This window comes from Okeania sp. SIO1H4, from assembly GCF_010672695.1.
GTDB classification, from domain to species: domain Bacteria; phylum Cyanobacteriota; class Cyanobacteriia; order Cyanobacteriales; family Microcoleaceae; genus Okeania; species Okeania hirsuta.
The window spans coordinates 106,906-128,097 of sequence record NZ_JAAHGB010000001.1; the positions used below are offsets into that span (position 1 = coordinate 106,906).

Genomic DNA, 21,192 nt, shown 5'->3' on the forward strand with positions numbered 1-21,192 from the left:
CGAAAAAAGAATGTAGGAACTTTCTATGGAAGGTTCCTACAAAACTTATCCACTACTATACCAAGAACGCCGAAAAAGTGTTAATGAATTTGAAGAATTAATTATTATGCAAACACGAAGTAGAAATCCTAAGAATTTTGCTAATCAACAAAAAGCTATAATAGGAGCAACCCATAAAAACCAGTTAGTTCATACAACTAAAAAAACTATAGTTAAACAAGCTTTCCAAGCTTTGTGGAAGAAAAAGGGACATAACGTCCCTCGTCAGAAACCATTTGCATTTCTACAAGACAGTAGAGGAATATGGTATTATGAAGGTCGGCCAGCATTTACTCAGAGAACACGCGATGATATACCAGTCAAGGTAGGAGACCATCGACGGCACATTATTCCTTCTCATTTACTTCTTGATGCTTTTACGGCATACATTAACGATAATCCCAAAACTATAGAAACTGATGTAGATACATTTATTAACAATAAAGGAATAAAGTATAGAGGAAACACCTTAGGTGATAAGTTAAGAGCTGTTTCCACATATCTTCAAAATAACCAAAAAAACTTGTTCCCAGAAAGTGGCGGGCAAAATATAGCGATCGGCTTTTTACCTAAAGATTTAAGAGACGTTTTGACACACTGTGATAATTACTTTAAATCTAACAAGCATCTCGCTACAGTCAACGATGACACTATATCGGAAATGAAGACTAAAGTAGGAGCTTTGAAGCAAAAGAGATATCCAACTCAAGATGCAAATGATGCGAAAAAGGAGATAATAGATGTATTATTACCGTTGATAAATGACATGAGCGGAGATGATTATGAGGACATAAAATCACTTTTTAAAGACTCAATTATTCCCTCAATGGAGTTAGACTTGAATAAGTCAGAAGATATGAAAAATCAGAATGAGAAGGTTATTGAAATCATGGGGGATCTGTACAAAGTAGAGAATCACGGGGGTTTAGATTTCTTCCAAATTATGGAGGATTTTCTGAATTTACCACAAAACTAAGTTAAAGATACAGAAATTGGCATTCTAGAAAGAGGACAAAAACGAATTTTTGACCCATTGTTATGGTGTGAATAGCGATCGCCTTCATCAAACTCCGGTTGAGACCATGAGTTTGTTTATTGCAGAGGGCGATCGCTCAACTTCATCGTGTCTCCGCCTCCCCGCGTCCCCGCGTCCCCGTGTCTATTGAGAATGAAACAGCCCTGGGGGACAAGGGGGGATGCCTTCTTCCTTCTTCCCTCTTCCTTCTTCCTTCCTTAAAATATTAAACCCGTAATCATACCAGCCAATAATATAAAACCAATCCAAACATTTTGTCTAAATATCTGACCGTAGGGTTTTAAAATTTCCTCTTGCCGTAATTTTCCATATTGAATAGACCAGAAAACTGTAGCAATACCAAGAGCTATCCAAAAGCCAAAATGTAGCTCCATTTCTACTCCTAATACTCCCAATAAAACGGCAGTCAAAAAGAAAAATATAGCTACAGCATTAGCTGCATATTCACCAAAAAATAGAGCGCTCGAATTAACCCCTAAAAGTCGGTCATCCTCCCGATCGCTCATGGCATAAACCGTATCAAAACCCAAAGTCCAAACAATAGTAGCGCCCCACAAAATCCAGGTAGAAGTGTCCAACTCAGCTACTGCAGCACTCCAACTAATTAATACGGCAAAACCCCAAGCAATAGATAATACTAACTGAGGTACTGGAAAAAATCGCTTGGCCAGGGGATAACAAATAATTACCGGAATTGCTGCTACGGATAGCCAAAAACTGAGTCGGTTGAGATCAAGTGCTATAACTCCAGCACAGGCAAAAGCAATAATAGCAATGACAATACCTGTTTGAATAGTCAAAGCACGGGAGGCCAGGGGGCGATCGCGAGTTCTCTCCACTTCTGGGTCAATATCCCTGTCCCACAAATCGTTAATTACACAACCTGCTGCACTGGTGGCCAGAGTTCCTACAATAATTACTCCGACTAATGGTAAGGGTGGCATGGCATCAGTGGCCAAAAATATAGCCCATAGAGCAGGAATCATTAAAATTAAGCGTCCGGCTGGTTTATCCCATCTCAGAAGCTTGATTACTTTCATCAAGGTTGATTCTGATTGAGGAGGATGAGATTTGGTCAACATTGTTATGACTTTGGATTGTAGATTCTGGACATATTTATACCTTAAATGAAGGTATTTTGTCAAGGACAAATGGCCATTTTACATATTTTTGATCGTAATGACACAGATGACATTATTTAATCTAAAATTTAGGCAACTTGTTAAATTTGAACACATTTATAAAATATGGTTACATCAGTTCCTTTAGTAAAAATACCCTTGATATCGGAAAACCGAGAACGGATCTTGGCAGCGATAGATATGGGTACTAACTCTCTACATTTAGTAGTAGTCAAAATAGACCCCTCTTTACCCGCTTTTACAATTATTGACCGAGACAAAGAAACGGTAAGACTCGGAGACTGTGAAGCAAATGGTAATTTGAAAGCAGAAATTATGAATAGAGCGATCGCTACCTTAGAGCGCTTCCAAAAAATTGCTAAAAGTGCCAATGCGGAGCAAATTATTGCTGTAGCTACCAGTGCTGTAAGAGAAGCACCCAATGGCACAGTTTTTCTCAATAAAATTGCTGATGAGTTAGACTTGTATGTTAACTTAATCTCTGGTCAAGAAGAAGCTCGCCGGATTTATCTCGGGGTGCTTTCAGCAATGGAGTTTAACAACAAACCCCATGTCATTATTGATATCGGTGGGGGTTCCACAGAGTTAATATTAGGTGACGGTAATGCACCACGGACTCTGAGCAGTACAAAGGTAGGTGCAGTACGTTTGACCAAAGAATTTGTTACTACTGACCCCATTAGCAAAATAGAATTTGCCTATCTGCGAGCTTACGTTAGGGGTTTATTGGAACGTCCGACAGAGGAGTTATTAGCTAATATCCAGGAAGGTGAAAAACCACAGTTAGTGGGTACTTCTGGCACCATTGAAGCGTTGGCGAATATTCATGCTTGTGAAAAATTCGCCAATGCGCCAACTTCCCTAGCAGGTTATCAGTTTAGTTTAGCTGAGTTGGAAGGGTTAGTTAATAAGTTGAAAAAGTTATCAGTCTCCGAACGGCAAGAGTTACCGGGTATGTCACAGAAGCGCTCGGAAATTATTTTAGCAGGTGCTTTAGTATTACAAGAGGCAATGAGTTTATTGGGAATGGAGTCAATAACTGTTTGCGAACGTAGTTTGCGCGAGGGAGTAATAGTTGACTGGATGTTGAATCATAGTTTGATATACGACCGCCTCCGTTTCCAAAGTTCTATTCGCCAGCGTAATACTCTAAAAATTGCTCAAAAATATCAAGTCAATTTGGAATGTAGCGAGCGGGTTGCTTCTTGGGGACTAAATTTATTTGACGAAACTAAAGGAGTGCTACATGAGTGGGGGAATGATGAACGAGAGTTATTATGGGCAGCCGGAATTTTGCATAACTGTGGTTTATATGTGAGTCATTCATCCCACCATAAACATTCTTATTATTTGATTAGGAATGGAGAATTATTGGGTTATAGTGAGATTGAGATTGAAGTAATTGCTAATTTGGCTCGTTATCACCGTAAGAGTTTACCGAAGAAAAAGCACGAAAATTATCAAAATTTACCAAAAAAATATCAACAGATGGTATCTCAGTTGAGTGCGTTGTTGCGGTTAGCGATCGCTTTAGACCGACGACAAAAAGGAGCGATCGCTGACGTGAAATGTGAATTCAACCAAGATAAGCAGGAATTTTATATGTGGTTACGGCCAGCTAACCCTAAAGATGACTGTGCTTTGGAGTTGTGGAATTTAGATTATAAGAAGGAGGCGTTTGAACAAGAGTTTGCTTTGAAGTTGATAGCAAAGTTGGAACCTGTGATGGTATCTGTATAGTTTTAGGCAGGGGAGTGTGGGGAGATGGGGAGTGTGGGGGGATGGGGAGATGGGGAGATGGGGAGATGGGGAGATGGTGATTGGGGGAGTAGGGGAGTGTTGGGAGATGGGGAGATGGTGAGATGGGGGGCGGGGTGGGGAGGTCGATAGAATGCGCGGGAGGTAAGAGGTGTAAGGCATGCTGGACGGTGATTCTCTATCAGTTTTTGTTGAGTCAACAACATTTCTACCAGTTCTTCCTTTGACAACTGGTTGAGGCGTTTACGATTTACTGGGCGCTGTGATTGACTCATGCTTTTACTTTACCAAGGTTTGTTTTTTTGTCAAGGGAACCGTGAGTCTTGAATTTTTCTTCTGAGAATTCACACTGCGATCGCCATTATACCTGAATCCTTACCTTGGGGGTTTCCCCCATGAGCGACTGCATCAAGACAACGAGGACTCTATCAAACTCAAAAGGGTTTGTTAGTTAATGCCGATTGTAATGGCGCAGCTAATATCCTCAAAAAAGTAGCGGCAACTTTAGGGTTTTCCCTTAAAGAAGTCAGTAGAGGCAGTTTGATCGTGCCTTTAAGAATCCAGTTTTGGATTCCTTAAGAATCCCCTGTGCTTTAGCCTGGGGAATATCAAAATTATTCAAAATCTCAACTGAAGATAATTGCTTATGATGCTAATCCTAGTAATAATCATAAAAATTGATTCATGTCTGGTCAGATTATTCATTCCTCAAAACAATTAAGCTTTTTTAATATTGATAAACCTATTAATTTACAAATGCATGAACATCGGTTCACTTTTATAGATTTATTTGCTGGCATTGGCGGATTTAGAATTCCTCTAGAAGAATTAGGAGGAAAATGTTTAGGATATTCAGAAATTGACTCTGATGCGATGAAGGTTTATCAGCAAAACTTTCTGAATGGATATATCAATAATGATGAAAAATATCTGGGAGATATTACTAAAATTTCTAAGCTGCCTTGGCAGATAAATTTGATAGTTGGTGGAGTTCCTTGTCAACCTTGGTCTGTAGCTGGAAAGTTAAGAGGCTTTGACGATCGTAGAGGAAAACTTTGGTTTGATACGATTAGAGTTGTGGAGGAAAATCAACCTGAAGCTTTTATTTTTGAAAATGTTCGAGGGTTAATTAGTCCGGTTAATCAAAAGTCATTTGAATTAATTATTCAGCAGTTTGAAAAGATTGGTTATCGTGTCTATTACAAGTTACTTAATTCTGCTGATTTTGGATTGCCTCAAAATAGAGAACGAGTTTTTATTGTCGGGATTAGGAAAGATTTAGATATAGATTGTTTCGATTTTCCTGAACCATTGAATATTCAAACTAAACTGTTTCAAGTTATTGATGGTCTGGAGGCTAATTTTGATATTCAAAAGGCAAAATTGTCACCAGATGTTTTGTTTAATGGTAGTATTCCAGTCTCTAGAAATAAATTTCAGAAAAATGATGAGTTGAATGATTTTTTTGTTTTTTGTGATACGAGAAATGGTCATACAACTATTCATTCTTGGGATATTATTCAGACAACTAAAAGGGAAAAGTTGATTTGTGGAACTATTCTCAAAAATAGACGCAAAAAAAAGTATGGTAAAAAAGATGGTAATCCTTTATCTTTTGCAGATTTATCTGAATTAATAGATAATTTGCAAATTCAAGAATTGAACAGATTGGTTGAGAAGAAAATTATTCGTTATGTTGCGGAACAGGGTTATGAATTTGTCAACTCTAAAAATTCATCAGGAATTAATGGCATATATAGAATATTTTTGCCTCATTCAGAGATTGTGCCTACCCTAACTGCTACAGGTACAAAAGATTGTATAGCTACGGTTTCTATTAATGGGGAAACTCCAGAGGAGTATAAGTCTTTATTTATCAAGGAAATTTATCAGAAGAAAAAGTATAGGTATATAACTGCAAAAGACTGTGCTAAGTTACAAGGTTTTCCTAGTTGGTTTAGACTGCATAGTAAGGAGAATATTGCTAAGAAACAATTCGGCAATGCTGTATCTATTCCAGTTGTTTATTATTTAGCTAAGTCTTTACTGGAGTTGCTAGGTTTTGTTAATTAGATTAACTTCATAATGATAAATATAAAAGCTTACCGAAAAATCAAGGTATAAAGCCTCTCACTCGCCGTGGAGAAACAAAAAAATTTTTCCTTTTATTCAATCCAATCCGTTTTAGGGAGAGGTAATTATCAATTATCAATTATCAATTATTGAAACCCCTCTTTTACCTAGATTTTGACTTAATCCATTGGTCAATCTTTGATTTCATCTCAACTCCAACTTCTCTAAAAATGTTTAATAAGTCTTCATATACCTCTTCCCCTGCACATTCATTCCAAAAATTTTCTTGAATTAATAGCTCATTTTTTACATCACATTCATTAGCAGTCCATCGAGCATAGGGGCGAGGATGATAAGGATTGTAGGGAATAGCAATATAAGTTTTGATCTTTGCTTGTTTCTATTGACTAAACCTTAATCCACACCAACGGAGCATTTTTCTTCTTAATGCACCAAATTCTTTTTTGTTAGGTTTTGCAGTAGTTATATCAATGTATAGCTCTTCATTTGTATTTGGTTTATAAATAAAAATATCTAGACGAGAATCTTTATCTTGCCTTGGTTTTGCCTCTTTAATAGATTGCTTGATTTTTTCAATTTCTCGTACTTTATCAGGAGGGGTATTACTCTGACATAATTCATTAATCATATTTTCTGTTTGAGCATCTATCTCACCTAATAAATCATATTGAGTTTGCGCTTCATAGCCAGCATTTTCAGCTAATATTTTAGCAATAGGTTCATATACAGACATACCAAATGATGTATAAAAAGAATGTAATATTGAAGTTTGTATAATTACTGCTTCACCAAATAATGCTTCAAAAAATGGCTTATAGTCAGTTTCACCCCAGTATCTATTTAACTTTGTCTCAATCACATTTTGTACTAAATCTTTAATTTTGATTTTAGTTAAATATTCCATTATTAATGAATCTGCTAAATTTACCGGGTAATTAATAATTAATAATTATTAATTAAATAATTGAGGTTAAAAGCCTCCCCTTTCAAGGGGAAAAAAATAAATTTTTTCCTTAGAACATCAATCCTCTCCCTTTTAGGGAGAGGTAATTATCAATTATCAATTAATGAATCACACTTATAGCCTTTTCCTTATTAACACAAATGCCCCTAATACCCACATACAAAAATAAAATATTGACATTATCAGGATATAATTTGATGGGAGATAAAAAATAAGGAAGCAAAGAAATAATAGGAGATGTGGTAGAATGCACATTACACAGCAACAAGAGCAATTTAGTAATGCTTATTTGAGAGCAGTTGCAACGGTTGCTGGATATAGTCTATCTAAACCAGATGTAGATGATGATAGTATTGATTGGTCAATCCATAAACGAGGAGGTAATGGCACTATTCGCTCTCCTCGTATTGAGTTACAATTAAAGTGTCTTTTAAGAGATAATCCCATAAATTCAGAAGGAATTAAATATGATTTAAAAGTAAAAAACTATAATGAGTTAATTCCAGAGAATGTATTAGTTCCTCGTATTTTAGTAGTGGTAGTAGTTCCTCGCCTTCCTGAGAGTTTGCTCACACAATCTGATGAACAAACTATCTTAAAATATTGTGCTTATTGGATATCTTTGAGAGGAAAACCTCCTACCGATAATAATACAACAGTTAGAGTTAACATTCCACAAAAGAATCGTCTTACTGTTAATAAATTATCACAATTAATGGAAATTGTAGCATCAGGAGATGCGCCATGACCAGAAAAGAAATTATTAGAAATCCTAATTTTCTAAAAGAAATTAATCCCAAATATGTTTCTAGTTATCTAAATTTAAAAGGATGGAATCAGGAAATAAAAATATCTGACAAAGCTTCTATTTGGATTCTACATTCAGAGGAAGATAATGAAGATAACTACTATGAAATTTTACTACCTTTACAGTCTAGTCTTCAAGATTATGCTATTCGGATTAGTGAAGTTTTGCACACCCTATCTATTGTAGAAAATCGCCCCATAATTGAGATTATAAATGAAATCAATAATATTAATTTAGATATTATTAGAATTAGAGTTGACTATCCCGATCTAACAGATAATACTATTCATTTAGATGATGGAATTAGACTTTTTGATTCAACTAAACAATTGATGTATTCTATTTCATCTTCGGTTGTTAATCCTAGACCTTTTTTTCAAGGAGGCAGGTCTAAAAAAGTTACAGACTATATGGAAAGATTACGAATAGGTCAAACTGAACCAGGTAGTTACATTATTAAAATAATATCCCCAGTTTCCGACCCTTTGTCTGATAATTTTGAAAGACAAGTTATCAAAAAACTATTTAATGCTTTAGAGATAACTAATAATTTTCCTGAAAATATAGAGGAGGGGGAACAGCTAGTAGAAATTGTAGAGACAGGAATTAGTTCCAATTTCTGTGATGCAATTTTTAAAATGAGTCAAGGAGTTAGTAAAGAAGGAATTAAATTTAATTTAAGTCGCTCAAAGAATACTGAACTTCCCTCCAATTTTCGCTCTGAAATCAGCATAGATGTTGATGCTTTACCTAAATTAAAAGAGGCAAAAGAAAAACTCAAATCTAAAAAAGTAGTAACTTACTTTCAGGAAAGAGAAAAAGGAAGAAAAAGAAAATTATCTCCACTTTTTCAAGAACCATCTCAGACAGAATCTCTAGAGAAGGTTGAGGGAAAAGTTATCAAACTTGAATGGGGAGAAGAAGATAAAAAAGGACGAGTAACTATCATTACATCCATCCAGCCAAATACAGAAGAGTCAGAAGTAGTAATTGAGTTAAATCGCGCAGACTATAAAAAAGCTTTTCAGGCAAATCTAGACCAAACTCCAATTATTTGTACTGGAAATTTGCTTGAAGATGAAAATCAATTAGTTATTCGTGATGTTCGTACTTTTGTGGTTAGGTAAATATGTATTAATAGGGAGAAATATTAAAACACTTATAATATTTAACAGTTAAGTAAATAGACCACAATTATTAATGTCGCTTATCAAACTTTGAGCATACTTATTATTTTCTGTTTCCTTTTTTTCATTTCCCTACTTATTGAAACAAATGCCCCTAATACTCCCTCCCTCCCACTTCCAAAAAATTTCTACCCACGCCGAAACCTCCTACCCAAATGAATGTTGTGGCTTACTATTAGGTGAGCAAAACCAACAGACAAAAACAGTTATAGAAGTCTGGCCTGCTGAAAATGCCTGGGAAGCAGAAGCAGATGAATATTGGCCGGAACAAAAAGAATTTACAGAAGAAAAAAGATATGCCATATCCTCAGAACTAATGCTCAAAGCAATGAAATCCGCAAGAGAACGCCACCTATCCATCATTGCCATCTATCATTCCCACCCAGACCATCCAGCCATCCCCTCAGAATTTGACCGTACCTACGCCTGGCCAGAATATTCCTACATTATCCTTTCTGTTCAACAAGGTAAAACGATTGACTTTCTTAGTTGGTCTCTTGACGATAATCGTCAATTTCAAACAGAAGAAATTATTAAAAGATAAGCAATAAGATATATAGCGGGTTTAATGTAGGTAATTTTAGGAGTTGTATTATCCCAATATAGGGAAGTAAATCAATTAACTAGGGTGGGCTGCACCCGAAATTATGCTTGTAAATGGGAAGAATCCTAGTTTGAAGCAAGAAATAAACATCAAGACTGGCATTACCAGGTTTGACCTAACTTTGCCGGAATTGTTTAGGTTTTCTACTGTACAAAACCTCACATAATTTATCTAAGAAATTTTTAGACCTAAATTGTCATGTTAAATCCCAATCTGGAACAAATCCAGTTAAATACAGAAGAGTATCAACGTTACTCGCGCCACCTGATTCTACCGGAAGTAGGATTAGATGGTCAAAAACGTCTTAAGGCAGCCAAAGTTCTATGTATAGGCACAGGCGGTCTTGGTTCTCCACTATTGTTATATCTAGCAGCAGCAGGAATTGGAAATATTGGAATTGTAGATTTCGATATTGTCGATCATTCCAATTTACAACGACAGGTTATTCATGGTACTTCCTGGGTGGGTAAGCCAAAAATTGAATCTGCCAAAAATCGGATTCACGAAATTAATCCTCACTGTCAGGTTGACCTTTACGAAACTCGGTTAAGTTCTGAAAATGCCCTCGACATTCTCAAGTCTTATGATGTAGTTGTTGATGGTACTGATAATTTCCCGACTCGTTATTTGGTTAATGATGCTTGTGTGCTTCTGAACAAACCTAATGTCTATGGCTCAATTTTCCGTTTTGAGGGTCAGGCAACTGTCTTTAATTATGAGGGTGGACCTAACTACCGCGACCTTTACCCCGAACCCCCGCCTCCAGGAATGGTACCTTCTTGTGCAGAGGGTGGTGTGTTAGGTATTTTGCCAGGAATGATTGGAGTTATCCAAGCAACGGAAACTATCAAAATTGTTTTGGGTGAAGGTACAACTTTGAGTGGTAGATTGTTACTTTATAATTCTCTAGATATGACTTTCCGGGAATTGAAACTGCGTCCTAATCCAGTACGACCAGTTATTGAAAAGTTGATTGATTATGAACAGTTTTGTGGCATTCCTCAAGCTAAAGCACAGGAGGCAGAAAGTAAGATGGCTATTCCAGAAATGACGGTTCAAGACTTGAAGCAGTTATTAGATAGTGGAGCGGATGATTTTGTCTTAGTTGACGTGCGGAACCCCCACGAATATGAAATTGCCAAAATTCCTGGGTCTGTTTTAGTACCATTGCCAGATATTGAGCAGGGTTCTGGTGTGGAAAAGGTTAAGGAATTAATGAATGGTCATCGTTTAATTGCTCATTGTAAGATGGGTGGGCGATCGGCTAAAGCGTTAGGTATTCTGAAGGAGAATGGTATTGAGGGTACTAATCTCAAAGGTGGAATTACTGCCTGGAGTCAGGAAATAGATTCTTCTGTACCTCAATATTGAGGTAGCACTCAGCACTCAGCTATTAGCAATCAGCTTCTAGTTGCTTGTATAATGGGGGTTTTAATCCCCCGTTAACACGCATCACGGGCTTTTTCGCTCCTCTTGGGGGAGTTTAAACCCTCGAATTTGAGAACTGACAGCTAAATGCTGTTTGCGGAGCATTCCAGAACGGACAAACTGATAGCTAGTTAAGTTTTTTAGCGTGCAATATTTGCACCGTGATTCCGAGATAATTTTAATTATTTCCCCTTTATTGACATCCTCCCAACGGAGTCCCGCACTTAAAATCCTATGCAGATGTCAACTGAATAACCATGTGGGTGAAAGCCAGTATCCAAGAATACTTAAGTCCCACTCTCCAGGTGCGGGAGTAAAAGCATATCCCCTATGGTAGAGAATGGTCATCAATCCATAAAGCGGGGATAAAACGTCAAAAGTATACCTAATCTCGCGGTCAATGCAGACTGAGCAAGTCCGTATGGATAACACAAATGAAGGAACAATAGAACCGTCTACGCTAGTTACTAGCGAAAAGAGATTGATACGCTAGGCGAACCAAAAGGTCACAAATATTAGGAATCAACAGAGTTCTCTTCTAGTTGATAAGCACTTCCTCGCAAAGGCGGATAGTTCCATCCTAAGCGGATAAAACAATGATTATTCGGAACAAAATAACCCTGGTATTTACTCTGTGAGGAGGTCGATACCCACAGTAGTCAACCAAGACGCAAACTCTAGGAAACTAGGTAGTACTGAGGAAAGATTGGGTCAGAAAGCGAACGCCTAGCTGTAATGGTTGGGATACGCTCACAGACTCACGATGTAACGGAAGATAAGCCTGTTAGTAGCAAGTAATGTTATGAACACTGAGTTAACACCGATGTATAAATGGAAGGACATCCCCTGGCGAAAGTTGGAAAGGATGGTCTTTAAGCTACAGAAACGGATTTATTCAAGCGTCTCGTTGTGGCAACGTAGCATTAGTTCACAAACTCCAAAAGTTGCTCGTTAAATCTTGGTCAGCCAAAGCTATTATAAAGCAGGTAAATGTCGTTCAGGATAAAGATACAAAAGAAGCAAAAAGGAATATGCCTCTACTGTGGATTACATTTTCAAGATGGAGACATTATCTAACTTGACCATATCGTCCCTAAGTCATTAGGCGGAAAGGATGAATATAAAAACTGGCAATTACTCCATCGACACTGCCACGATACTAAGACTTTCATTGATAGAAGTTATGGCACAAAATCTGACTGTACATAGTGTCAAGCCCAAACCACTGTTTGATATTCCAAAGAATTATCGTTGGATAGAAGATATGTTGGTGGTGAGGTAGACTTGGCAAGTCCCGTTTCATTGAGGAGCGGAGTGAAGAGAAATTTTCACGCTCCGTTTTGGAGAGCAACGCCTCTGGTGAGGGAGTCGTTGACTTTAATCTATAACTCAGCACTTCTGATACAGAAAATAGGATTATTATCAACACAGGGGGAGAACATCACCTCACACGAAACTGCGATTCGTTTACTTGCGAGTTGAAGAATCCCGCGTTGTCCCGTAAGAGCAACGTCGGGAGTATGTCAAACAGACAGAAAGAATTACTTACTAGGCCACTCAGTGTGGAAGAATTCACCACGAGGTTTATCAGTGCGCTCATAAGTGTGAGCGCCGAAATAATCCCGTTGAGCCTGAGTCAAGTTTTGAGGTAAAGTTGCTCGACGATAACTATCAAAATAATCCAGAGAAGCACTAAAGGCAGGAACAGGTAATCCTAAATTAGCAGCAGTGGCAACAACTTCCCTCCAAGCATCTTGGCGATCGAGAATAGTCTGCTTAAACTCTGGTGCTAACAATAAATTAGGTAGACCAGGATTTTCATCAAAAGCTTTCTTAATTTTATTCAAAAATCCAGCCCGAATAATACAACCACCTTTCCAAATTCGCGCCGACTCACCCAAATTCAGATTGTAATTAAATTCCTTGGATGCGGCAGCCAACAATGCCATACCTTGAGCATAAGAACAAATCTTAGAACAATACAAAGCATCCCGCACTTTGTTAATCATAGCTTGGGCATCGCCTTCATACTTACCAGTCGGACCTGTTAATTCTTTAGAAGCTGCTACACGCTCATCCTTAATACCAGACATAATCCGAGCATTAACAGCAGCGGTAATAGTTGGAACAGCAACACCCAACTCTAAAGCATTAATTACCGTCCATCTACCTGTACCTTTTTGTCCAGCAGAGTCAATAATCATATCAACTAGATGATTGCTAGTTTCAGTATCTTTCTTGGTAAAGATGTCGGCGGTAATTTCAATTAAGAAAGATTCCAACTCAGGAGTTTTATTCCACTCAGCAAAAATTTCATGGAGTTGTTCGTTACTAATACCAACAGCATTTTTGAGTAAGTCATAAGCTTCAGCAATTAACTGCATATCGCCGTACTCAATGCCGTTGTGTACCATTTTTACATAATGACCAGCACCACCAGGACCGATGTAAGTGACACAAGGACCATCATCAACTTGAGCTGCTATTTTAGTTAAAATTGCTTCTAACTCTTTGTAGGAAGCCTCTGTACCGCCTGGCATTAAACTAGGTCCCCATAAAGCTCCTTCTTCACCACCACTAACTCCCATCCCCATGAAACCTAGTCCGGTGGATTCTAAATCTTTAGTGCGACGTTCTGTGTCTTCGTAGAGGGAGTTACCACCGTCGATAATCATATCATCTTTGTCTAGGAGAGGTTTTAGTTGTTCGATGACTTTATCAACTGGTCCTCCTGCTTTTACCATAACTAGGATTCTGCGGGGTCTTTCTAGAGATTGGACAAAATCTTCTAGAGTGTAAGCAGCATGGACGTTTTTACCTTGTGCCCGCTCTGCCATAAATTTCTCGGTTTTATCGCTACTGCGATTGTATACGGAGATGGGAAATCCATTGCGTTCTACGTTGAGAGCTAGGTTTTCTCCCATTACAGCTAGACCGATAACACCAAATTTTTGCTGTCCCATAATCTTTTGACTTCCCTGAGTTTCTCTACTAAATTTTAAGTACAGTTTTTAGATTACAGGTGTTTTTTTTTGACTTTTTCTAGTAAAGGTTTTTTTTAAGATTTCAAGTATAGGTTGATACAAAAAAAACGTATTTAATACAAATTAATAATTCTGTATCAATCAATTCAGTGTTATAGATAATTTGCTTCAATAGTTTAAAGTTTAACTAAACGTAAAATTATAATCTATATTATTATCAGGGAATGATTTTTTTTTATTTTGTCTTAATTATAAAGTGAAGTTCATAATTACTATATTTAGAAGGCTCCCAATATTATCTTTGATTTACTGTAGAATAAACTGTGCATAATATATGACTCTATAACCACCCGTAATTATATAAGAAATTAATAATTTTTCTAGCACACTAAAGGAGAGAAACTTAGTAACGCTAGCAGTATATTTGGGAAATAAATCAATAAAATATTGTTCATAATTGATGATAAATTAAAAGTAAATCAAAATCATAATTTGTACAAAGTGTTAAATTAAATGAAGCTAAGTAATCAATTAATTATAAACATTTATCTAAACTATTAGATAGATGGAGAATAAAAGTATCAAGTGTAATAAATTAAAAAAGCTTTGTGTTGTACTAGAACAAAGATGTTAATTTTCTTTGGGCAAAAAAGATAAACTATTAAGGAAGGCAAGCTACCTTTTGGGAAAGGTTCACCGATGGCTGATAGATTACACTAATCAATACAAGAATTGTAGACTGAATCAACTAGGCAAAAAAACAGTAGACCCCGCGACGACTAAAGTATTAAAGGAACCCGCACCAAGAGAGATTATTAAAAACTCAATAAATTCACTGAATAATTAATATTTTTAGGTTTTAAGACTCTCCTTTTAATAAAAAAAATAATTCTTATATTTTTTTAGTCAATCCTCTTTTTTGAAGAAAAGGTAATTATTTAAAAGTTTAGTAGGGTATAAAATTATTAGTAGGGTATAAAATTAAAGGCTATTAACTTTTCCCAGAAAGTATGAAACTACGATTCCTGTTCCCTATGCGAAGCTCCAGTGCTTCCTTTTTAACAGATAATTTTACACAACTGCCCCGAGTGCTATATTTATTTGTATTCAGGGCAGCCAAAAATTAGTATAGTTAGAGTTGTCAGATATGCTGATGGTTATTATTGTTAGTTTTGAGTAAATTGTATAGAAAAAAATCTAATAATTTTGAAATTTAGGAAATTAAACTCTCCTTTCTCATAGCAAATATAGCGATCGCCATTACTGTATTTGACATATCAAAAGCTTAAAACTCAGACAACATCAGATTTTTCCTTCTTCCTTCTGCTATATTAAAAATTTTGCTACATTTAGCTAGCGGTCAAAGTACGCAAACAGCCCTTTGCCCCTACAGTCGGACTAAGGAAATACAGAAGAACTTAATTCCGAAGTAATAATACGTTCTCCATCAATTTGGAGTGAAGCGTGAAAGATGTTTGTTTTGAGAGTCGAATTAAACATAGTATTAGTATTGATAATTGGCATAATTCAAGAGGTAATTTATGGATGAATTAAAGTATCTTGCTAATTGGGTAAAAGAGCAACACGCTCAGGAATATATTTTGACTTGGTTATTGAATCAGCCCGGACTTTGGTGGTCTGATGGAGAAGCGTATCAGGCTGCTTTACAAAAATCTGGAAAATTATTGAGGGAGTATGTTCAAAAAAATCAAAGTGGAGATTTATTTCAAGGAATTGCTGAAAAAATTGTAGATGATGAAAGTTGGAATGAAGTGGCAGAGTCTCTGGCAAAAATTATTTCTGTTTATCAACAGGAGTTAGCAAGATTACAAGATTTTACTCGGCACCAACACAACCAAAATTTTTTAAAAAAAAATCTAAATAGTGATGATTTATCTGTTGAAGACAATGAAGACATGGAAGTACAAGAAGCTTTGCCCGATCCGTTTGCAGATGCTTTAACTGGTCAGGGTTAACAAAGTCAGAAGTCAAAAGTTAACCCACCCCTAACCTCTCCTGGGAGGGGAAGTAGGGAATTTGAGCCTTCCTCCAAACACATTTCGCCTTATACCAATTTCATGAAATATTGCTACAGTGCTTTTGTCTACTGGTCGGAATTTAGAGATTAATACTGTAATGACCTTTTTTGAATTTGGTATTAAAGGGGGGGAGGGTTAACGAAGTCAGAAGTCAGAAGTTAACCCACCCCTAACCCCTCCTGGGAGGGGAAGTAGGGAATTTGAGCCTCCCTCCAACTAATTTCATAAAATATTGCTACAGTGGTTTTCTCTGCTGGTCGGAATTTAGAGATTAATACTGTAACGGCCTTTTTTGAATTTGGTATTAAAAGGCGGGGTTTTATATCATGTCTCTTTAAATAACCACTTCGGACCATATCCGGATAAGAGCGCGATATAACTCTGTTCCGCGCTCCGCGTTAACGCGCGTTGTGCGCCAGCAAACGAAAAAATTTTCTCTTTTTCCTCCTCTTATTTCTTGCTGCCCTCCTGACTCCTGAGGACTGACTCCTCACAACAGTTATGTATAAGTATTCAAACCGAACATGATATAACATAGTTTCTATCCCATAAAACATTCCCTTATAGGAGAACCCCGGAGTTCTACCTATTTTTGTGAAATTAAAACCATGACAGGAAAAGCTTTCGACCAATTCTGGCACCTCATATCAGGTGCATCAACCCTAAACCCAGAAGTTTATAACCAAATTAATAGTTTGCCCCAAGGCATTCAGGTAGCATTAACTGTAGTCTTAATTGCTGGTTTAGCACAAGCGATCGCTCAATGTGTTGTACTATTCATTAACAAGGTTAAACGATTACGCTTTGTTCTCAGTCTGGGAATTTCAGCGATTATATTTGTCTTTAGTTTTGGGTTTTGGGCAATCAGTCTTTGGTTAGTCAGTCACCTCATCTTTAATATCAACTTAGAATTACTGACAGTTATCCGTACTCTGGGGTTGAGTTATGCACCCCAGATGTTAAGCTTTCTCATTGGATTACCATATTTTGGCATTCCTATCAGTGTTCTACTGACTCTGTGGAGTTTACTGGCAGAAATAAGAGCAATACAAGAAATCACACAACTGAATATTTGGGCAGCATTTGCTTGTAATATTTTAGGATGGATTGTACATCAGGTATCACAACGCACCATTGGTCGTCCTATTACTGCTTTTGGTAGATGGCTATTAAATCTTGCTGCTGGAACTGAGTTAGTAACAGATAAACAAGAACTAAAAGAAATTGTCATGGCAGGAAACCAATCTAGTTCCTTCCAGATTAGCACCGACCTATTACCCCAAAAAACAGATAAACAGCAAAAGCAAAAAATTAAACCTATCATCAAATATATAGTTGTAGGAATTATTGCTTTTTCCATCGTTATCCTTTTATCACCCCTATCTCAAAACTTTTTCACCATTTGGTACACTGCCCTGAATGACACCTTTAAACTAACCATTAACTTAATATATATAAGTCTAATTGCACTTTTCTGTTCAATAATTTTCACTCCCCTAGAATCGTTAACCTGGTGGGCAGGATGGTATGAACCACCAACTCTCAGATATTCAGGTAGTTTAGTCGAAGAAGTACCAGACCGCCAAGATGCTTCTATTTATGTCTTATACTTGGATGGCATCAACCAAGGTTCCTACCAATACCTACCCATAGTTGAAAATTTTCTCGATCGCCTAGCTAATGCTACACCACCAGATGTAGTAATTATCAAAGGTATTATGCCCTACTCTGCCACAAACCGTTCTCTAACAACAGACCGACCTTTAGCATTTTTGTGGAACATCCTTGATTCTATTGCTCAGAGAAATCCTAATAACCCCATCGCTGGTATTATTAATCTTCGTAATGTTGCAGCGGTTGCTGTTGCAGCAGACCCTCGTTACAGTCTGATTCAAAATCAAGGATTAGCACAAGTGTTATTTGATAGTCTCCTCTATTTTGGTTATCCTCTCGGTAGTCAAAAACCGATCGCTCTGATTGGTTACAGTGGAGGCGGTCAAATGTCTATGGGGGCGGTGCCTTTTCTCAAGCAAGCTACAGGGGCACCCATTGAGGCGATTTCTTTGGCGGGGGTAATCAGTGGCAATACTGGAGCAATGGTAGTAGAACGTCTGTATCACCTAGTGGGAGAAAAGGATAGTGTAGAACGATTAGGTCCGATAATGTTTCCTGGAAGATGGCCGATTATGTTCTTATCTAATTGGAATCATGCTAAACGTCGGGGGAAAATTAGTTTTATTTCTCTGGGTCCGGTTGCTCATAACGATGAAATTGGTCCGATGGGAACAGCTATGCTTCCAGATGGTCGTACTCACTTACAGCAAACACTGGATATTATTTCTGGAATTTTAACCAAAAATTGGGTAGCAACAGGGTTAAATCCTGAAGATTTTAGAACTGTTAGTAATTATGAACTCTACAAGCAGTCTTTATGTAATCATCCTAGTTATTATCCTTTAATTCAATCTGTTGATTCGCAACTCTATCAACCTATTAGTAAATGGGTAGGACGTTTAATTTTACCGACTGCTGAGGAAAGGGAGGAGGTTAAAGGTGTATTGTTGGAACTGCTGATGACAGATTCAGAAAATAAACACCGCGTCGGACAGGTTGTGAATTTACGTTGGGGTGATGACTCTCATTTACAAACTTATGTTCAACTTGTTACTACAGATGTTAATTTTGTCGATCGCGTAAGGGTGAGTAAGACAGAGGGAAATATTCATCCAGAGCGGATTGATAATTGGCAAAATGTCGATCCTCTAGAATCTTTAGCAGGTGCTAGACCGGAAGACGATCTGATTGTGGCTTTACCGGAACCTGTAGTAGTTGAGGATACTGGTATAGGTCGCCTCAGTTTATATATTAGTCGCGAACCAATTCAAATTTCTGGTTGTTTTTATGGGTTGGTGAAAATTATCCAGTTTGTAGGAGAAGACTTATTTCGAGTGCGTCACTATAATTCCAACTCTCAGGAATTTGATGGTGTTGAAGAAATTATTTATATTCCTTCTGTCATTGTTGACCGCAATGGTATTTCACCTTCTCAGAACCAAGGTTTAGAAAATTCTCCTGTAAATGGAAAGGGTTGGTATATTTATGGAGCGAAGAATGCTCAGGGTAAATTTGTCGTACAAGCGATCGCTCCTCGTGCTTTATTTTCCCTGAAACCCAAGAAAATAATCTCTGGAAAAAAAGCCACATTAGACTACATCAATTATAAATATTGGCAAAACCAGGTTGCTCCGAAAGGAGACATTGCAAATATTTTGCTCAACCCTACAGAAAAACAACAGAGTGAAATTTCCCAGACTCCGGTTTGGGAAGAAGGCGAACAAGCTCTATTCATGCACGTCTATGGAGGTATTGGTGGCAGAAAACCAGAATTTTCGCCCTTGGGAATATTTTTCGGTCATTTTGCTTTTGGAATAACAAAGGTAGTACGGGAACCTTTAGCAAATGAACTCCAGTTAAATCTAGAATATCGGCAAATCTATACTCATAACTGTGATGGTATTGTTGCTGGTACTATATCTTGGATGAAATATATGGGCGATCGGCAATGGGGATGGTTAGGAACGCGTCCTACTTCAGAAATTATCATTAAGTTTAAACCCATGACCGAAGATTATGATTTTAACGGTATCAAATTTTCTCCACTCAGTTATATAGTGCAAGAACTTGATGTCATGGCAGCTCGTTATCGGACTGGGGATGGTACTGGTGCAACTGCTGTTAGTCCCATAAACTCCTGCGTGCAAGATTCAAGTCAAGCACTGTATACAGCTTTAAACCGGATGGTAGCTCAGTTAAAATTAAATCCTTTAATTATGAAATGGCTCAGAGAACATCCTGATGATGAGCAAACTCAGCGTTTTACACAATTAGTCAATCTAGTGAAAGCTTTGGAAAATCACTTAACACCCTTGGGAAAAGCACGAGCAGACTGGCGTTCGGAAGCAACAACTTTAGGGGGGTTTCCTGTAGAGACTCCTCTAAAAACTTTATGGCAAGTTGTAGGGAGTTGGCGATCGCTCCTACCTCGGTTTACTAACGACCAACTAGCGATGATTTTTCTCCAGTTTGGTGCTTCCTTGTGGGTGTTGCGTACTAATCAAGTAGGTGGTTATGACCCAAATATTGAAGCGATCGTGCCTACTGATTTTGTGTTTTTTGTACCCAGGGTAGGGAAGTGATTTCAGTTATCAGTTATCAGTTATCAGCGAATCCGCCAAGAAATAAATTTCTAGGATCAAAGCAGAAGTCATCTTTAGATGACTAAAGATAGCTAATATAACGTTCCCCCGGAGGGGAACATGATATAATTCATCAAATAATTGCTCAATTAATTTCGATGGGGAGGCAACGTGTTCCAAATTCAAAAATAATCCTCCTGGCTTTAATAATTGGTAAATCTCTTGATATATTTCTTGTTTTCTGATGTCTGGTTGATGATGAATAGAAAATCCTGAGACAACTATATCAAATGGTGCTTTTCGGTGAAGTTTATTTACCCATTCTGGCAAACCATAATCTTGATTGATAAATTCTAAATTCCCTTGATAATTATCGGCAATTTTACTTTTTGCTGCTTCAATCATTGCTTCTGAAAAGTCTAAAAATACTCCTTGAGAATTAGGGTATTGACTGAGAATTGCTTGACCTAAAATACCATCACCACAACCTAAATCTAAAAAGTTATTTACTTGAGGTCTAGTCGCCTAAATAATTCTTAGGATAATTTCAATTTGTTCGGTAGCTAAAGGAACTGCACTTCTTACACCAGAAAGATATTTTTGTGCAAGTTCTGTTGTTTTCCAGACTTGATAGTTTTGACTCATTTTCCAGAATTGATTAAATATAGAGATGTTTTATAGCATTTCTCATAAAAATACATTTACGATCCCCCTAAATCCCCCTTGACAAGGGGGACTTTGAAACCGCCCCCCTTTTTAAGCGGTTCCCCCCTGATTAAGGCAGGACTAATTCATTGTCGCCAGAGAAAAATATTGAGGAGTACAAGTTTGGCCATGTTATCAAGTATTTCATGGTTTTTTCCCGAAATTATCACTCTTAAACAGAAAAAATTGTTACGGAGTCAGTCGCGAT

At 37.3% G+C, this 21,192-nt stretch carries 14 protein-coding genes and 2 pseudogenes; 11 read left to right on the forward strand and 5 right to left on the reverse strand.

The genetic code is table 11. The annotated features are described in order from the left end of the window. Positions 1-25: 25 nt before the first annotated feature. Complete coding sequence (locus F6K06_RS00500) at positions 26-1,015, forward strand: hypothetical protein (RefSeq protein WP_124145536.1); 990 nt, start codon at positions 26-28, stop codon at positions 1,013-1,015. Between the two features lie 49 nt (positions 1,016-1,064). After that, positions 1,065-1,205: a hypothetical protein gene (locus tag F6K06_RS00505; RefSeq protein WP_161564581.1), complete on the forward strand. Its 141-nt coding sequence runs from the start codon at positions 1,065-1,067 to the stop codon at positions 1,203-1,205. Between the two features lie 67 nt (positions 1,206-1,272). On the opposite strand, the gene F6K06_RS00510 is transcribed toward F6K06_RS00505, so the two are convergent. Further along, a complete protein-coding gene (locus tag F6K06_RS00510) occupies positions 1,273-2,157 on the reverse strand; it encodes a 4-hydroxybenzoate solanesyltransferase (protein WP_124145537.1) in 885 nt (294 codons plus the stop codon). A 165-nt stretch (positions 2,158-2,322) separates the two neighbouring features. On the opposite strand from F6K06_RS00510, the gene F6K06_RS00515 reads away from it, so the two are divergent. Together F6K06_RS00515 and F6K06_RS00520 are read left to right on the forward strand one after the other, a co-directional pair. Next, positions 2,323-3,957: a Ppx/GppA phosphatase family protein gene (locus F6K06_RS00515; protein ID WP_287239412.1), complete on the forward strand. Its 1,635-nt coding sequence runs from the start codon at positions 2,323-2,325 to the stop codon at positions 3,955-3,957. Between the two features lie 702 nt (positions 3,958-4,659). Continuing rightward, positions 4,660-6,048, forward strand: coding sequence for a DNA cytosine methyltransferase (locus F6K06_RS00520; protein WP_124144278.1), 1,389 nt, complete (start codon positions 4,660-4,662; stop codon positions 6,046-6,048). 163 nt (positions 6,049-6,211) lie between these two features. Here the strand turns inward: F6K06_RS00520 and F6K06_RS00525 are convergent. Further along, positions 6,212-6,973: pseudogene (locus F6K06_RS00525) on the reverse strand (TdeIII family type II restriction endonuclease). Between the two features lie 307 nt (positions 6,974-7,280). Here F6K06_RS00525 and F6K06_RS00530 point away from each other — a divergent pair. From F6K06_RS00530 to F6K06_RS34480, 5 genes are all read left to right on the forward strand, one after another. Further along, positions 7,281-7,781 (forward strand): DUF4365 domain-containing protein, encoded by a 501-nt coding sequence (locus F6K06_RS00530; protein ID WP_287245153.1) that lies wholly within the window; start codon positions 7,281-7,283, stop codon positions 7,779-7,781. After that, the gene (locus F6K06_RS00535; RefSeq protein WP_124144281.1) at positions 7,778-8,968 is read left to right on the forward strand and encodes a hypothetical protein; all 1,191 of its coding nucleotides are present in this window, start codon (positions 7,778-7,780) and stop codon (positions 8,966-8,968) included. Before F6K06_RS00530 ends, F6K06_RS00535 begins: the two co-directional genes overlap by 4 nt. Positions 8,969-9,116: 148 nt before the next feature. Next, positions 9,117-9,572 (forward strand): Mov34/MPN/PAD-1 family protein, encoded by a 456-nt coding sequence (locus F6K06_RS00540; RefSeq protein ID WP_124144282.1) that lies wholly within the window; start codon positions 9,117-9,119, stop codon positions 9,570-9,572. Positions 9,573-9,830: 258 nt separating this feature from the next. Continuing rightward, a complete protein-coding gene (gene moeB / locus F6K06_RS00545; protein ID WP_124144283.1) occupies positions 9,831-11,003 on the forward strand; it encodes a molybdopterin-synthase adenylyltransferase MoeB in 1,173 nt (390 codons plus the stop codon). Positions 11,004-12,146: 1,143 nt separating this feature from the next. After that, a complete protein-coding gene (locus tag F6K06_RS34480) occupies positions 12,147-12,269 on the forward strand; it encodes an HNH endonuclease (RefSeq protein ID WP_124144289.1) in 123 nt (40 codons plus the stop codon). A 332-nt stretch (positions 12,270-12,601) separates the two neighbouring features. Here F6K06_RS34480 and gnd read toward each other — a convergent pair whose 3' ends face one another. Next, positions 12,602-14,023 (reverse strand): decarboxylating NADP(+)-dependent phosphogluconate dehydrogenase, encoded by a 1,422-nt coding sequence (gnd, locus tag F6K06_RS00560; RefSeq protein ID WP_124144284.1) that lies wholly within the window; start codon positions 14,021-14,023, stop codon positions 12,602-12,604. 1,419 nt (positions 14,024-15,442) lie between these two features. Further along, positions 15,443-15,568: a hypothetical protein gene (locus tag F6K06_RS00565; RefSeq protein WP_275670326.1), complete on the reverse strand. Its 126-nt coding sequence runs from the start codon at positions 15,566-15,568 to the stop codon at positions 15,443-15,445. A gap of 17 nt (positions 15,569-15,585) precedes the next feature. Here F6K06_RS00565 and F6K06_RS00570 point away from each other — a divergent pair, with 17 nt between their 5' ends. Both F6K06_RS00570 and F6K06_RS00575 read left to right on the forward strand, forming a co-directional pair. Continuing rightward, a complete protein-coding gene (locus tag F6K06_RS00570) occupies positions 15,586-16,020 on the forward strand; it encodes a hypothetical protein (protein ID WP_124144285.1) in 435 nt (144 codons plus the stop codon). A gap of 671 nt (positions 16,021-16,691) precedes the next feature. Then, a complete protein-coding gene (locus F6K06_RS00575; RefSeq protein ID WP_124144286.1) occupies positions 16,692-20,279 on the forward strand; it encodes a peptidase in 3,588 nt (1,195 codons plus the stop codon). A gap of 9 nt (positions 20,280-20,288) precedes the next feature. On the opposite strand, the pseudogene F6K06_RS00580 reads toward F6K06_RS00575, so the two are convergent. Continuing rightward, positions 20,289-20,786 (reverse strand): annotated as a pseudogene (locus F6K06_RS00580) (class I SAM-dependent methyltransferase); the annotation flags it as partial. Positions 20,787-21,192 lie beyond the last annotated feature (406 nt).